We start from the raw sequence: 15,426 nt of genomic DNA on the forward strand, positions 1-15,426 counted from the left end.
AGGTTGCTCCGCCATTGATGGAATATTGCAAATAAACGCCTTCATCCGGTTCGTCCGGTCCTTCACATGGAGCAGCATCTCCCTGTTCTGCAAAAAGCAGGTCGAAACAAATGGAAACTCCTGCTGTTGCAGCAGTGAGATTGTATGGGGCAGAAGTCAGTGTTCGTGGAACGCTGGTTGTACTTCCCATCCAGGCATGCGGAGTTCCGTCAACACCTCCTGATGAACAGGGATTGTTGAAATTGGTAGATCCGGGAGTTGCTCCCCAGCCGGAACCAAAAGCTCCGCCGTTGAATGTTTCATTCAGAACCATTTGCCCCGTTGAAGAACCAAATGCAGTTAAGCTAACAGGTTGTCCGCAGGTAATGGTGGTGGAGCTTGCGGAAGCATTGATATCGCATTGAGCAAATATCACAGAATAGTGAGTTAATAAGAGTAGTAGCAGACATTTTTTCATGCTGGCTTTTTTTGGAAATAATGAAATAAACGACCCTGCGAAACAAGCGCAAAAGCCATATTCATCTACTTCCTGAAAAGGAAGGGAATACCTTTAAGTTTTTTCGAAATCGTCTGGGAGAGAGAGCAACGATTCGAGTTTAAACCAATACCGTATTTGTCTTGGTTCAATACACGAAAATCACCCGTTGCGTTAGCAACAAGTTGTTAGTAGTAGACCCTAAAATTAATCAGTGCCGTAGATGTAATACATCAAAGTTAACGAAGAGAATATAAAAAAGGATGCTTCATGTTTAATAATTAACATAAAGCATCTAAAAAATGACAATATTAACTAAGGGAAAAGAATCTGTTAAAGCCCCAAACGAGACTTCAGATCGCTGTAGGAAGAGCGGGAAATTGGAATACTCGTACCACTTTTCAGAATGGCTACATAGCTGTTTTTTTCATAGGATTCGATCTTTGTAAGCTGATTGACATTCAGGATGTAAGAACGGTGAATACGAATGAACTGGTCTTTGGGAAGTACTTGTTCAAAGTGATTCATGGTCTGTTTTTTCAGAATGTATTTTTTGCCCTGGTAGATCTTCACATAATCATCGTATGCTTCAATGTAATCGACATCCTGGATCGGAATGATTTTAATTTCCGTTCCGTCTTTGACCACGATCCGGTTTTGTTCGTGAATGATTTGAAGCGGAATTTCGTTTTTGGAATTCCCGTTTAATTCCGAATTCCGTTTTTTGCTGACTGCAGCATCAAAACGCTCTTCCGAAAAAGGTTTCAGGAGGTAATCCAGTGCGTTCACTTCAAAGGCTTTCAACGCAAATTCATCAAAAGCGGTCGTGAAAATAACCGATGGCGCTTCTGACAATAATTCCAATAATTCAAAACCGCTGATCTTCGGCATCTGGATATCCAGGAACAATAAATCAGGTTTTAATTCCGGAATTAATTTCAATGCTTCGAATCCGTCACTGGCTTCACCAACAAGGGTAATGTCGCTGTACTTCTGTAAATGTTTTTTGACAACTTCTCTCGCCAAAGGTTCGTCGTCTACAATAAATGCCTTAATCATTGCGGGATCAAAATTTTAGTAATGAATAGCTTGTCTTGTTTTTCAGTAGTAAGCAGATCGTATTGATTGTATAACAGAGAAAGTCTTCTTCGAACACTGGTTAACCCGAATCCTTTTCCTGTTTTGTACTGAACATAATCAGGATCATACGGATTGCGGACTTCCACTTGCAAGCCGTTTTCGGATTGGGTAACGCCGATGTAAATGGTGACTTCTTCCGTTGAACCGTATAATCCGAATTTGATTGCATTTTCAATCAGAGGTTGCAGTAAAAGTGGCGGAACCGGTGTTTGAAGACATTCTTCCCGGATGTCGAATTCCGTTTTCAAACGGTGTCCGAAACGGATCTTTTCGATTTCCAGGTAGCGTTTCACCTGTTCGATTTCCTCGGAAAAGGGAACGAGTGTTTGAATATCTTTTCGCAAAGTTCCTCTCAGGAAATCACTCAATAATAAAATCATGCGGTTTGCTTCCTTCGGGTTTATTTCAGTCAGTGCTCCGATCGAATTCAGGCTGTTGAACAAAAAGTGCGGTTGTAATTGTTGGTGAATATTATCCAGTTCTGCTTTGGTAAGTGCCCGCTCCTGTTCTATCAGTTGTTGTTGAACCTGCGATTGAATTTGCCTGTTTTTATTGATCCACCAATATAAACTGGTGGAAATCAGGATGAAAAATACGATGTAGGCACGCGCACTTTCAAAAGGTAAAATGTATTGACTCCAGCGTTCATCACCCAACACCAGTTTAAAAGCACTGTTGATTAACACCTGGTAAAATGCGGTGAGAGCCAGAATTAATCCGAAATTGGAAAAATTCACCGGGCTTTTCGCGTGGTAATAAGTTTGAATGAAGTAGAGGATTTGAGAAATAATGGAAATAATCAATCCTGAAAACAAGGCATCTTTCCATGCAATATCTGCCGGGAAATGATTGACCAGTAACAGACAAAAAAGTACAAGACTAGCAACTACCGTCCAAACGATGAAAAGCAATTGTACCCTTGTACTTGTTCTGTTAAACATATGGATTGGTTATTGTTTATTTGCTGAAACTATTGACTTCGATTCCGCCAAAAATGCAGGCTCCTCTCAAAACGATCACTTTGTTCGGTTCACCGGATTCTCTTTGATACACCGGGCGTTTGTCTTCGTAAGCCCCGAAAACACTTGCTACTTCGGAAATGACCTCCCAGTTATTCGGAATGGTTAATGTTGTTCCTCCGAAAATGGTTGTCAGATCAACCACTACGCGGCCTTCGAAATCTGCTTGCGAAAGATTTACATCCGTTCCTCCGAAGATGGAAACGATATCTGCTCCTTTGAAATTCTTACTGAGAACCGTTTTGGTAATCCCGCCAAAAAAACTAACACTGTCGATGAAATCATCTTCGTTGTATTTGTAAGCACCGTAACCTCTGTGATGAGCTTCGTGAATGTGCTTCCAGTTTTCCTTGGTAAAACGATGATGTCTTCTTTTGTGTTTTCCGAATTTCCTGCTGGAGAAAACGATGACCAGTCCAACGATAATCAATGCAACCGGAAGAATGAGTTTTACATCAATCAAATCCGGATACCATTGCGTCCAGAGAAAGATGTTTCCAATCAGGATGAGCACGTAGCCGTGAAACTTTCTGAATTTGTGTTTGATAAGCACCACGATCCCGATGACGATGAGGATCATTTGCCAGCTTAATAGATAATCCGGAATTTTATATTCCAATTGTTTTAAGAGGTAAACAACGCCAAAGAATACAATGGCTAAACCTCCTGCTATTTTTCCGCGACGATGACTTTTTTGAGCTTTTAGAATTTCGTGTTCGATTTCCGTGCGGATATTCATGTTATCTGTTTCCATAATCTGAACCATTTACAAAGCAAAGGTAGAAGAAGGAAGAAGAGTTCACCACTCAAAATCGGTCAACGGTGGACGAAAATCGGTTAACGTCCGTATTTCCACTCTTTTGACTTGCCTTCTTTCAGGTTTTCAAGCATTTGTTCCAATCTTCTCTGCCTGGTTTCCGCTCTTTTTGCCTCCGCAATCCAGACAATGTATTCCTTTTTGTGAGATGGAGGAAACCCTTCGAAAACCCTTTTTGCCTGCGGATTTTTATCCAGTACTGCCTGCAATTCTGCCGGAACCTCCAACACAGATTTGTCTGTTTTCGGAGCCCTTGCACGCGGTTTGACTCCTTGCCCGATTAAATGCATGGCTTCCACAATGCCGGCTCCGAGCTGATCACGGCCGGGCAGATCGGAAAGCGCAGTGATTTTTCCCAAACTTCCCATACCACCTTCTTCTGCGCGTTTGAAAATCCCGTAAGGATCACTCATTTCGGATTGCAGCCAAAAACCAAAGGCACAATGATTCTTGAATGAAGCCATGCTACACAGGATTTTCCCGCGATACATAAAATGCGGAAAACTCCATTTCCAGCCTTCTTCCACTTCCGGGCAAAACGCATGAATGGTTTCCCGCAATTGAGTCAGAATGGGCTGCGCAAAGTCGGCAGAATTTGAAATATAAGCCGTAATTCTGTCATCAAGCTGCTTCATCTGTTTTCTTTTTTCGAATCAGGAAATAAGCTATAAATCCGACCGGAATAAACGTAAACAGGCAGCTAACCAGCATCCAGTTCGGATAATGAGACAGTACTGTTTGAATCAAAGCCAATACATTCAATACAACGATGGTAGCGAACATAGGCTTGAAAGAAGTTCTGCCGGAAATGAACGTACTGACAATTGCCGCAATAAAGGCTGCGAATGCCCAATTGATCACAACAACCAATTTGGAACCGAAGGGAATATCATTTTCAATAAATGCTGCTTTCAAAGAAGGATCAGTAGGAAAGGGCTTATCCAAAGGGAAAAGATATGAGCTTAAACTGTCTCCGAGAGCAACAAAAAGCCCTCCGATAATAATTCCAAGTACAATAGCGATCGTTGTTTTATTCATATCAAATGTATTTCTAGTAAATATAGGAATTGAAACGTGAAAAGTGACAATGGAAAATTGAAAAGAGTGGAACCCATTTGCTAATTTGTAATGGATGATTATCAATCCGCGAGTATCGCTTTTTAACTTTTGCAACTTGTTCCGACGCTTCTGAATTGAAAAGTAAGAATTCCTTTTACCTTTTACCCTTTCAATTTTCAATTGAACCTTTTTGCCACTTCGCTGTATGTTGTACCAAAATTGATTTTTTAGCATTAAAACAAAAAACTGAAAAATGACCCGATTGTACGTTATGATCTGTATGCTCGTCGGCGGAGCTTGTACCTTTACTCAATCCCGGGAAACACCGGTTCATATGACTGAATTCGAAGCTGTTTCCGTAAAATCGGATTATGATTCGACGCGGATTTCGAAAGTGCTTCCCCAACAGATTGAGGCCGTGAAAAAATACATTCAAAGCAAGGGTACAGCTTATTCTTCCCGGAAGGCGATTTTGGTCGATATGAAAATTCCGTCCAGGTATTTCCGGTTTTTTGTGGTGGATTTGAAAACAAACCAAATCCTTTCGAAAGGCTTATGCGCACATGGTTCCGGGTCGGAAATAGAGGGAACGGATTCCCTGCAGTTCAGTAATGTGCCGAACTCCTACATGACTTCATTGGGAATGTATCAAATAGGAAATGCGTACCATGGAAGTTTCGGGAAATCGTACAAATTACTCGGATTGGAAAAATCAAACAACAAAGCTTTGGCAAGAGCAATCGTCCTGCATCGTTATGGCTGCGTTCCGGAAGAAGAGCAGTATTACCCGATTTGCAACAGTTTGGGTTGCGCCATGCTGGCAGAAAATTACTTTGAAGAATTAATCCCGATTATTGACAATGAGCCGAAACCGATGATTTTGAAGATTTACTATTAATTACGAATGATTCCCCTTAAGTACTGAGTTTTTAATTCGGCATTAGGAATTCGGAACTCGTAATTTTACTACTGGTTTTTCAGCGATTCCTTAATCTCCTTCATAAAGTCGGAAGCAAACACAAAATCATTGATTTCTTTGTTGTCAGTCGTAATGATAGATTTGCGGTCGCCCTGCCACCAGTTCTGACCTTTATTAATGAAAACAACATTGTCGCCGATTTCAATCACAGAGTTCATGTCGTGGGTAATGACAATCGTCGTGATTTCGTATTCGTAGGTAATCTCACGAATCAGGTTATCAATAATGATGGATGTTTGCGGGTCCAATCCTGAATTCGGCTCATCACAGAACAGGTATTTCGGATTCATGGAAATAGCCCGTGCAATAGCGATTCGTTTCTGCATCCCTCCGGAACATTCCGCAGGAAACAATTTATTTCTCCCGGCAAGATTTACGCGCTCCAAACAAAAGTTCACACGGTCGAGCATTTCTTTCCGGCTCATTTTGGTAAACATCGTTAAAGGGAACATGATATTTTGTTCCACCGTCATCGAATCAAAAAGTGCTGAACCCTGGAATAACATTCCGATTTCCTGGCGAATTTCTTTTCGCTGCAAACGATCCAGCTTGGTGAAATCCCTTCCGCTGTAAAGAATTTGTCCCGAATCAACTTCGTGAAGACCCACAATGCATTTCGCCAATACGGATTTTCCCTGACCGGACTGACCGATGATCAGGTTCACTTTTCCTTTTTCGAAGGTTGTGCTAACGTCTTTCAGTACCTGATTATCACCAAAGGTTTTATTGACATGGATAACTTCAATCATTACAACAAGAACATTTGAGTTAGGAAGAAATTTGCAATCAGAATGGCAACACTTGAACTTACAACGGCTTCGGTTGAAGATTTTCCTACGTCCAAAGCTCCGCCTTTTGTATAGTAACCTTTGTAAGATGCGATGGATGTGATCAGGAATGCGAATACCACTGTTTTTGTCAAGGCGTAAACAATGTCACTGTCTCTGTAAAAGAACCGGATTCCGTAAACATAGGTTTCTGTAGATGAAAGTCCGGAAAGCAATAAAGACAACCATCCGCCCATCAAACTCAATCCGATAGAGAAAATAATCAGGATCGGGAAGAAAACCATTGCGGAAGTTACTTTCGGAAGAACCAGGTAGCTCAAAGAGTTAACCCCCATAATTTCCAATGCGTCAATTTGTTCCGTTACACGCATGGTTCCTACTTCCGAAGCAATATTGGAACCTACTTTTCCTGCTAAAATCAGGGAAATAATAGTCGGTGAAAATTCCAGGATAGTTGAAGAACGCGTAATGTAACCGATCGTGTAGGAAGGAAGCAATGGATTATCCATGTTCGAAGCGGTCTGCAAAGCAATAACTGCTCCCATAAAGGCAGACATCAATGCAACAATCGGAATCGACTTAACCCCAATCAGTTCCATTTCCTCAAAAAAACGCTTACGGAATATTCTCCATTTCTCTGGTTTCGAAAACACAATGTATAACATCATGAAATACTTACCAATGTTTTGTATAATCGCCATTTCGGATATAAAGTTAAAAAAATATGAATAGAGGAATTCAAAATTCAAAATGTAAAAGTGAAAAGGGATCCTTGCTAGTTTATGAATTGCTAATTATGAATAAACACTTATCAAGTCCGTTACATCTTCACACTTTTCCCTTTTCAAGAATACCTTAACCAGGATTATTCACTGCGTCTGATTGATAACTTGTTGAATCTGCTGGTATTTCGAAACATAAAATCGGGTTACTTTTGTACCATTGGAATTGAATTTGACAAAAAAGGAAAAATACGAACAGCAGTTGAAAGCTTACTTGCCGGCCGGTTTCGAGTCGATGGTAGCGGATTTGCTGTTGAGTCATCCGGTTCGGTTTGCAATCACGAATCCGAGAGCGACCAAATTAGGAGATTACCGTGCGCCGCAGCAGGGAGAAACGTTTCACCGTATTTCGGTCAACGGAAACCTGAATCCTTACAATTTTCTAATTACCACGCTGCATGAATTTGCACACCTGCGGGTGTATGTTCAATTTGGGTTCCGGATCAAGCCGCATGGCGAAGAATGGAAAGCTGAATTCCGGAAATTATTGTGGCCCGCAATTCAAACCGGGTTATTGCCGAAAGACATTGAAGTAGCACTGATGACCAGTTTAACGAATATGAAAGCTTCTTCCTGCACAGATACGCAGCTTTCGCGTGTGTTGCGGCAATACGACAAACGGGAAGGAGGGGAGATTATATTAGAGGAAATTCCAAAAAATGCTACTTTTGTTTTGCAAGGAAAAACCTTTGTGAAAGGAGAGTTGAGGCGAACTCGTTTTTTATGTACGGAAGTACCTTCGAAACGCCAGTTTTTAATTCATTCGCTTGCAACAGTTCAACTTTTAGAAAACAACCATGAAAAATAATTATTGTGTGATCATGGCCGGAGGAATCGGAAGCCGGTTCTGGCCCATGTCAACTGCTCAGCGTCCGAAGCAATTTTTAGATGTGTTGGGGATTGGGAAATCCTTATTGCGCATGACTTTCGAACGTTTGTTACACATTGCCCCGGCTGAGAATATTTACATCGTTACCAATGCACATTACGCTTCGTTGGTAAAAGAGCAGCTTCCGGAATTGACTGCCGGTCAGATTCTGACCGAGCCGGAAAGAAAAAATACAGCTCCTTGTATTACTTACGCAGCTGCGAAAATTCATTCGATCAATCCGGATGCAACATTGATCGTAGCACCTTCAGATCACCTGATCTTAAAAGAAGATAAATTCACAGAGATTGTAAATACTGCGATCTCTACTGCAAATAAGGAAGACCGCCTGGTAACTTTGGGAATCAAACCGACTCGCCCTGATACCGGTTACGGGTACATTGAATTCGTTGAAGACGGGGATATTCTTCCCGGACAAGTGAAAGATGTGAAGCACTTTACGGAAAAGCCGAATCGTGAATTGGCCGAGATCTTTTTGCGAAGCGGAAATTACTATTGGAATTCCGGTATTTTCATCTGGCGCGCAAAAACGATTTTGAATGCGTTGGAGAAATTCAAGCCGGAACTGTATCATTTGTTTACAGACCAGTCGGAGAAATACAATACGCCGCAGGAACAAGCTTACGTGAATGCTTCTTTTTCAGCATGCGAAGATATTTCGATTGACTTTGCCGTAATGGAAAATGCAAAGAACGTAGACGTGGTGTTATCCAATTTCGATTGGTCGGATTTGGGAACCTGGGGAAGTTTATACACGCATTTGGAAAAGGATTACAACGGAAATGCGGTAATCGGCGATCATGTGCATATGATCAACTCCGAAAATTGTATCGTGAACCTTCCGAGTAATAAACTGGCATTGATCCAGGGCTTGCAGAATTACATTGTGGTGGAATCAGATAATATGCTGATGATCCTGAACCAGCACGACGAACAGAATTTGAAGAAATACATGTCTCCGATGCAGGAGTCAAGCCCGGAATTCTTTCCGAAATAGAAATAAAACAGAAAAGCCGGGGTAAAAATTTTTTCATCCCGGCTTTGTTTTGTAAAGGGTGGTCTTTACGGTCTATTATTGTATTCGCGAAGTAAGTCGAAGTAGCTCAAAGTCTCCATTACAACCACTCCGCCGGTAGTATCTCCGTATTTTGCAGGAATTGCCCCTGAGTAAACCATGATGTAACCCAAAGCAGCGCTCGGCACGTTTTGAACATCATTCATTTTCACCCCGTCGATGTAGTTGATCACATCGCCTTTTCGTGCACCTCTGAACATCAATTCTCCGTCGTCGGAAAGTTTCACATCGGAAGAAATGGCAGTAACCATCTTTTTTGCGTCGAATTTAACCGGCATGTGCTTGATGTCTTTTGCTGTTAGTTTTACTTCCGGAGTTACTCCTAATCTCAAACTAGGCGGGCCAGCAACGACTTCGAAAGTTTCGAGTTCATTGACATTTGCCTGGGCAACAATTCCGGTGTTTCCATATCCGTCCGGGGAAACTTCTACCATTTCGGGAGCGTAAGTTGTATCGCCGTCAATAATGAAATATACTTTGTATGAGCCAGCTGGAACTGCTGAGATCCGGAATCTTCCGTCTTCGTTTGTTACAGCCTTAAAAACCTGGTCGCCTCTGTTGGTTACGACATAAGCTCCGAAGACACCTTCTTTTTTATCAGGAGTTACAAACGTTCCGATGATATCGCCGAACGTATTTTGTGCGAAAGTCATTCCTGTCAGAAACAACGCTGCGATAAATGTGATTGCTTTCATGATTGAATTTTTAATTGATTTCTATAGAGATGTGGGGAAGGATGAGATTCCATAAAAATGATTGAAAAAAAATGGGGCAGCAGTTAATGTGTTTGTTTTCAGTTGAATGTAATTCCGCAATATTACGTCCGGGGTTTGGAGCGTACCGGTTTGCTTCAATAGCTGAAAACTGAGCTGAGATGGTGTTTCTAAGGTTTCCGACGAAATATGAATTGAATCTTTCGTGGACGTAATATTGCGGAATTACGTCTGAATGAACTGGATAAAAAAGAAGGGGTGGTAAAAAGAGTGTAGTGCTATAAAAAGAACAGGGACGCGATATACCGCGTCCCTGTTCCTCTATTTTTGAATGATTTATATCAATTACAAAGACTCTGCAACGACCTCCTTTACATCCGGTAAATGCTGTTTCAATAAATTCTCAATTCCGCCTTTCAAAGTAGCCGTACTGGAAGGACAACCCGAACAAGCACCACGAAGAGCAACCGTAACAGTTCCTTCTTCAAAACCTACGAAATCAATCGCGCCGCCGTCACCTTCAACAGCCGGACGAACATATTCATCCAACAACGAACGAATTGCGTCATCGTATTCAGACGGAGCATATTCTTTTGCCGGTTTTGCATTTTCATCGTCCGAAACTTTTGGCTTCGCAACAGGCATTTGAATCAAAATGTCTTTTCCTTCGACAATCCAGTTCTTCACGAATTCACGCAACTCCATGGTCACGAAATCCCAGGAAATGGTATCGTTTTTCGCGATAGTAACAAAGTTTGCAGTGATAAAAACGGTTTTTACGAAAGGGAAGTGGAACAATGCTTCTGCAAGAGGCGAGTAACCTTTTGCATCTGCTCCTGAATGAAATTCTACAGACTCTCCGTTAATCAATAAATACTTGTTCGCGACGAATTTCATCGTGTTCGGATTGGGAGTCATTTCAACATATACTGTAACTGGAACTGATGTCATGATGTTTGTCAATTTTATTTGTACAAAGATACAGCAAATTGAAAATGTAGAATTGAAAATTGAAAAGCAATTAACAACTATTCGAAAAGTTTCCGGACAATGGTTTTTTACTTAAAGCACCGAACCATGAAGAACTGAATAATGAGTTCTTTTCAATTTTACATTTTCAATTCTCAATTATTCAGCTGGCTCCACATGAACCAATACATCTTCAATTTCAGGTAAAACCTCCATCAGATGCTCTTTCAGGTTGTGAGCAATGGTATGGCCTTCATGGACACTTAAATTCCCGTCAACATGAATGTGCAGATCCACCCAATAACGCATTCCGGATTTCCGGACCCAGCATTTCTCGGTGGTGTGAATTCCTGCTACTTCCATGGCTTTCTCACGAATAATTGCAATGAAATCATCGTAGCGGTGTTCATCCATGATTTCACCCAAAGCAGGCCGGAAAATCTTGTAAGCATTGAACAAAATGATGAACGAAGCAATCAAAGCAGCCCAATCGTCGGCTTGCGCCCAGGTATCGCCCATATAAACTGCAATCGCAATTCCCACAAAAGCACAGGCGGAAGTAATGGCGTCACTTCGGTGATGCCAGGCATCGGCTTGCAAAGAGGTGCTTCCGACTTCTTTACCAGATTTGGAAACAAAGCGAAAAAACAATTCCTTGACGAGGATAATTCCTCCGATGAACCACAAGGTATAAGGTTTCGGAGCTTTATGCGGTAGTTGAATATTGTGAATACTTTCAATAATGATCAACGTAGCAGAAGCAACCAGGAATCCGACCACAACAAACGTAATGAGCGGTTCAACCTTTCCGTGACCGTAAGGATGATTTTCATCCGGTGGGCGTTTGGCGTAGCGAAAACCAATGATCACCAGAGCCGAAGCAAAAACATCGCCGGTAGATTCAATTGCATCCGCAATCAAAGCGTAGGAATTTCCGAAATATCCGACCACCGCTTTTACAATGGCCATCAGGAAATTTCCGATTAAACTGTACCACGCAGTTCTTTCAGCTTTTTCGTGGTTCACACTCATGCTTTGGAATCTTGACAGTTTTTACAAATGCCCGAGATCGTAAAAAACGTTTCTTCAGCCTGAAAACCAGCGGGAAGAGAAAAAGAAGGAATCACGTGGTCCAGACAAGTCAATTCACTGCAAATGCGGCAACTGAAATGAATGTGTTCGTGGTCGTGCTCATGATTGTGATTGCAGGAATTGCAAGCCGCATAATTCACCACCCCGTTCACATTCACAATCTTGTGAATCAATCCGTCGTCCAGTAATCGTTCCAGAACCCTGTAAATCGTCACGCGGTCACATAACCCGTTCAATTTATGCTGAATAGCAGGTTGAGACAACGCTACATTCGAATCGTTGATTAATTCTAAAATTGCACTTCGTGCAGCTGTGTTTCTTGTTGTCTTCATGCTGAATCTCCGGATAACAAAAGTACGAAGTTTAATCCGTTGGCATTTCAAGATAAATGTTTTTTATGAATTTGCTCAAACTTCTTTTTTTGTACTTTTGATTCCGTATGAAGCGAATGCTGCAAATAGGAATGATAATCGTTGTACTGATGGGAACCATCGGTATTCCCTTCTATCAGCATACTTGCCTGAGCGAAAATTTGGTTCATAAATCCATCCTGGTGCCCACACACGAGTGTGCTCAGGAACACGAAAAGGTTGAAACACCGTCTTGCTGTTCGGCAGATAAAGTGGTGGCTGATGATCAGGAAAGTGTAGACGGACATTGTTGCGTGGACGAGGTTTCCAGCTGGCAGTTCTCCTTTTTCTTCTTTCAAAATATGCATCCGATTTTTGCAGATGCATTTGAAGAACTTTCAATCCTGGCTTTTTTCAATCCCTTTGAAACGGTTTGGACAGACGAAGATCACGAACTTTTTTCAGGTTCCGATCCGCCCACTCTCACTGTCCTCGAACGATTAACTCAATTGTGTATCTGGCGTTTATAGAAACTTGCTTTTGAACAAAAACAAAAGTAAAGTTGAATTAAACGTTAAAAACAATGAGATACATTCTATTCGGTTTTTTCCTGTTTGTTGTTTCTTTCAGTCATTCCCAATTGCAGGGAATCGTATTCGGAATAAAGAACGGCGGAAAAGCACCACTTAAACAAGCAAAAATTACATTAAGAAAAGCTCAAACGCAAGTCTACACTGGAGAGAACGGACGTTTTGAACTCATACTGCCTAAAGATCTGCCGGACGTCCTGGTGATTTCCGCACCCGGTTATGAAAGCGATTCTGTTACGGTTACAAAAGACGACCGTTTCGGAGGCTTGGAAATCTTCCTTTTCGAAATAGGGGAGTTGGATGAGGTAGTAGTGGAATTCAAACAGGATTCCAAAACCTTTTCCCGCCTCAATCCGCTCCAGGTTGAAAACCTTGGCGAAGGGGAATTGAAAAAAGCAGCATGCTGTAACTTATCGGAATCCTTCGAAACCAATGCAACAGTCGATGTGAACTTCACGGATGCCGTTTCAGGAGCGAAAAAAATCCAGTTGTTAGGATTAGACGGCGTATATACCCAATTGCAAATGGAGAACATTCCGTTTCTGACCGGTTTGGAAAGCAGCTTCGGACTGAATTCCGTTTCCGGAACCTGGGTCGAATCCATTCAGATTACCAAAGGAACAGGTTCCGTAGTGAACGGTTACGAATCCATGGCAGGTTTGATCAATGTGGAATTTCGGAAGCCCAAAACCATGCAGCGTTTATTCGTAAACGGTTACGGAAACACATTGGGAAGAGCCGAGCTAAATGTTCACGGCGGACAAATCATCAACGATAAGTGGAGTACCGGAACCTTTGCGCATGTTTCAACCTTGCAAAGCGAATGGGACATGAACAAAGACGGTTTCCGCGATTCTCCCCTGAGTAAATCCGGAGCATTTATGAACCGCTGGGAATACAACGGGAAAAAATTTGAAACCCGTTTCGGAGTGAATGCCTATTACGACCAGCGATTGGGTGGACAATTATATGGAATTGCCAACCGCTACAAAGCGGAAACAACCAATCAGCATGCGGAATTCTTTGCAAAAACAGGATTCTTGTTCCCGAACAAACCGTATCACAGTTTGGGAATTGTGTACCAGTTCAAATACCATCAGTCGGACGGTTTATATGGGCTGAGAAACTTCGGAGGAAGAGAATTACGTGGTTATGTCAATGCGATTTTTGACGGGATCATCGGAACAACAGCTCACAAATACAAAGTAGGGCTATCTGCTGTAGGTCAGGATTTGAAACAACACCTGGATTCTGCCAATTTCGATCGCAATGTCATTACGCCGGGAGCATTTTTTGAATACACGTACACCGGAACACGTTTGGTCCTGGTTGCAGGAATGCGTGCCGATTACCAAACGGCATTCAAAAATCAGAAAGAAAAATTCCAGTTTTCTCCGCGTATCCATGCGAAATTTGCCTTGGATGAATACACGGATATTCGCGTAACAACAGGTAAAGCATGGAGATTGCCAACCATCATTATGGACAACTCTTCCTTACTGGCAACTTCAAAAACCTGGGTGGTAAATGCAAGTAACGAACAGGAAGAAGTTTGGAATTCCGGAATTTCGGTGATCCGGAACATGAGATGGTGGAACAGGGCGGCGAGCATTTCCGCAGATTTCTACCATGCGCGTTTCAACAAGCAATTCATCATCGACCGTGAGCAGTCAACCGATTCGATCTTCTTCGGTTTTCAATCCAATGTCTCCCGAAGCAGCACCTTCCAGACAGAATTGAGTTTTATGCCGTGGAAATCCATTACGTTCCGTTTCGCCTACAAATACCTGGAAGTAAAAGCAGATTATGCAGGAAGCCTGCGTCAGCAAGTAATGGTTCCGCAACACCGCGGATTGTTTAATGTGGCTTTTGCGAGCAGAAACAAAAAATGGGAGATTGATGGTACGATTTCTGTATACAGCAGGATGCGTTTGCCCGATGTGACATTGCCCGACGGAACGCGTTTAACCAATGAAAAAAGCAAAGTAGTTCCGGTTGGATTAGCACAGATTACACGTCATTTCAAACGTTGGGATGTATATGTGGGAGGAGAAAATTTGTTTAACTTCAAACAAAAGAACCCGATCATCAGTGCAAACAATCCGTACGATCCGACGTTCGATGCAACACGCGTTTGGGCGCCGGTAATGGGAACGGTTATTTATGCCGGATTCAGATATGAAATAAAACGAAAAGTAGAAAAAAAGTAAGCGCATTGCGTTCGATGAACACCAGCTGCGGCTGATAGACAAAAATTTAAAATTAAAATACAAACCTATGAAAAACAGTTTATTATTATTTGTAGTTCTGTTAGTAAGTAATTTTGGTTTCAGTCAGAAGCCGACAGGAAAAACAGAAACAGTCATCATTCAGACAAGTGCCGAATGCGATGAATGTAAAGAACGCATCGAAGGCGCTTTGAATTATACCAAAGGCGTAAAATTCGCAGAATTAGATGTGCCTTCGCGAAAATTGACTGTGAAATTCAAAAATGATGTGATTTCTTTGGACGAGATTAAGAAACAAATCAGCCTGTTAGGTTATCAGGCAGATGAGGTAAAAGCAGATCAGGCGGCATTTGATAAACTACCGGCTTGCTGCAAACCAAACGGAATGGAAGGGCACGGCGGCCATTAACAAGTTGTCGATAATGAACAAAAAAGGTTGTTTCTGCGGAGACAACCTTTTT

At 41.9% G+C, this 15,426-nt stretch carries 18 protein-coding genes; 6 read left to right on the forward strand and 12 right to left on the reverse strand.

Features of this window, described 5'->3' with window-relative positions:
* The 6 genes from Q1V93_RS01680 to Q1V93_RS01705 all read right to left on the reverse strand — a co-directional run.
* Positions 1-457 (reverse strand): hypothetical protein (locus Q1V93_RS01680; protein ID WP_300660609.1); only part of this gene is annotated, 457 nt, incomplete at its 3' end.
* A gap of 351 nt (positions 458-808) precedes the next feature.
* Positions 809-1,534 (reverse strand): LytTR family transcriptional regulator DNA-binding domain-containing protein, encoded by a 726-nt coding sequence (locus Q1V93_RS01685; protein WP_300660611.1) that lies wholly within the window; start codon positions 1,532-1,534, stop codon positions 809-811.
* Positions 1,531-2,556, reverse strand: a complete 1,026-nt coding sequence (locus Q1V93_RS01690; protein ID WP_300660614.1) for a histidine kinase — start codon at positions 2,554-2,556, stop codon at positions 1,531-1,533. Before Q1V93_RS01690 ends, Q1V93_RS01685 begins: the two co-directional genes overlap by 4 nt.
* A gap of 16 nt (positions 2,557-2,572) precedes the next feature.
* Positions 2,573-3,388 carry a LiaF domain-containing protein gene (locus Q1V93_RS01695; protein ID WP_300660616.1) on the reverse strand — a complete coding sequence of 272 codons (816 nt, stop codon included), beginning with the start codon at positions 3,386-3,388 and terminating at the stop codon, positions 2,573-2,575.
* Between the two features lie 83 nt (positions 3,389-3,471).
* On the reverse strand, positions 3,472-4,086 hold the full coding sequence (locus tag Q1V93_RS01700) for a YdeI/OmpD-associated family protein (protein ID WP_300660619.1): 615 nt from the start codon (positions 4,084-4,086) through the stop codon (positions 3,472-3,474).
* Positions 4,073-4,489: a hypothetical protein gene (locus tag Q1V93_RS01705; RefSeq protein ID WP_300660622.1), complete on the reverse strand. Its 417-nt coding sequence runs from the start codon at positions 4,487-4,489 to the stop codon at positions 4,073-4,075. The genes Q1V93_RS01700 and Q1V93_RS01705 overlap by 14 nt, the downstream gene beginning before the upstream one ends.
* Before the next feature lie 274 nt (positions 4,490-4,763).
* Here Q1V93_RS01705 and Q1V93_RS01710 point away from each other — a divergent pair, with 274 nt between their 5' ends.
* Positions 4,764-5,408, forward strand: coding sequence for a murein L,D-transpeptidase catalytic domain-containing protein (locus tag Q1V93_RS01710; protein ID WP_300660625.1), 645 nt, complete (start codon positions 4,764-4,766; stop codon positions 5,406-5,408).
* A gap of 68 nt (positions 5,409-5,476) precedes the next feature.
* On the opposite strand, the gene Q1V93_RS01715 is transcribed toward Q1V93_RS01710, so the two are convergent.
* Together Q1V93_RS01715 and Q1V93_RS01720 are read right to left on the reverse strand one after the other, a co-directional pair.
* A complete protein-coding gene (locus tag Q1V93_RS01715) occupies positions 5,477-6,238 on the reverse strand; it encodes an ATP-binding cassette domain-containing protein (protein ID WP_300660628.1) in 762 nt (253 codons plus the stop codon).
* Entirely contained in the window at positions 6,238-6,978 is a 741-nt protein-coding gene (locus tag Q1V93_RS01720; RefSeq protein ID WP_300660631.1) for an ABC transporter permease, read from the reverse strand. Before Q1V93_RS01720 ends, Q1V93_RS01715 begins: the two co-directional genes overlap by 1 nt.
* Before the next feature lie 253 nt (positions 6,979-7,231).
* On the opposite strand from Q1V93_RS01720, the gene Q1V93_RS01725 reads away from it, so the two are divergent.
* Both Q1V93_RS01725 and Q1V93_RS01730 read left to right on the forward strand, forming a co-directional pair.
* Positions 7,232-7,867 carry a sprT domain-containing protein gene (locus Q1V93_RS01725; protein WP_300660634.1) on the forward strand — a complete coding sequence of 212 codons (636 nt, stop codon included), beginning with the start codon at positions 7,232-7,234 and terminating at the stop codon, positions 7,865-7,867.
* Positions 7,857-8,945 carry a mannose-1-phosphate guanylyltransferase gene (locus tag Q1V93_RS01730; protein WP_300660637.1) on the forward strand — a complete coding sequence of 363 codons (1,089 nt, stop codon included), beginning with the start codon at positions 7,857-7,859 and terminating at the stop codon, positions 8,943-8,945. Before Q1V93_RS01725 ends, Q1V93_RS01730 begins: the two co-directional genes overlap by 11 nt.
* A 65-nt stretch (positions 8,946-9,010) precedes the next feature.
* Here Q1V93_RS01730 and Q1V93_RS01735 read toward each other — a convergent pair whose 3' ends face one another.
* From Q1V93_RS01735 to Q1V93_RS01750, 4 genes are all read right to left on the reverse strand, one after another.
* On the reverse strand, positions 9,011-9,718 hold the full coding sequence (locus Q1V93_RS01735; protein WP_300660640.1) for a carboxypeptidase-like regulatory domain-containing protein: 708 nt from the start codon (positions 9,716-9,718) through the stop codon (positions 9,011-9,013).
* 363 nt (positions 9,719-10,081) lie between these two features.
* Positions 10,082-10,687 carry a NifU family protein gene (locus Q1V93_RS01740; protein ID WP_300660643.1) on the reverse strand — a complete coding sequence of 202 codons (606 nt, stop codon included), beginning with the start codon at positions 10,685-10,687 and terminating at the stop codon, positions 10,082-10,084.
* Positions 10,688-10,864: 177 nt separating this feature from the next.
* Positions 10,865-11,737 (reverse strand): cation diffusion facilitator family transporter, encoded by an 873-nt coding sequence (locus tag Q1V93_RS01745; protein WP_300660646.1) that lies wholly within the window; start codon positions 11,735-11,737, stop codon positions 10,865-10,867.
* Positions 11,734-12,129 (reverse strand): Fur family transcriptional regulator, encoded by a 396-nt coding sequence (locus Q1V93_RS01750; RefSeq protein ID WP_300660649.1) that lies wholly within the window; start codon positions 12,127-12,129, stop codon positions 11,734-11,736. The genes Q1V93_RS01745 and Q1V93_RS01750 overlap by 4 nt, the downstream gene beginning before the upstream one ends.
* 131 nt (positions 12,130-12,260) lie before the next feature.
* On the opposite strand from Q1V93_RS01750, the gene Q1V93_RS01755 reads away from it, so the two are divergent.
* The 3 genes from Q1V93_RS01755 to Q1V93_RS01765 all read left to right on the forward strand — a co-directional run bounded on the left by Q1V93_RS01755 (position 12,261) and on the right by Q1V93_RS01765 (position 15,374).
* Entirely contained in the window at positions 12,261-12,677 is a 417-nt protein-coding gene (locus Q1V93_RS01755; protein ID WP_300660650.1) for a hypothetical protein, read from the forward strand.
* A 53-nt stretch (positions 12,678-12,730) separates the two neighbouring features.
* Entirely contained in the window at positions 12,731-14,947 is a 2,217-nt protein-coding gene (locus tag Q1V93_RS01760) for a carboxypeptidase-like regulatory domain-containing protein (RefSeq protein ID WP_300660653.1), read from the forward strand.
* Positions 14,948-15,014: 67 nt separating this feature from the next.
* Complete coding sequence (locus tag Q1V93_RS01765; RefSeq protein ID WP_300660656.1) at positions 15,015-15,374, forward strand: heavy metal-associated domain-containing protein; 360 nt, start codon at positions 15,015-15,017, stop codon at positions 15,372-15,374.
* The last annotated feature ends 52 nt before the right edge of the window (positions 15,375-15,426 follow it).

The organism is Fluviicola sp. (assembly GCF_030151805.1).
Lineage (GTDB): Bacteria > Bacteroidota > Bacteroidia > Flavobacteriales_D > Crocinitomicaceae > Fluviicola.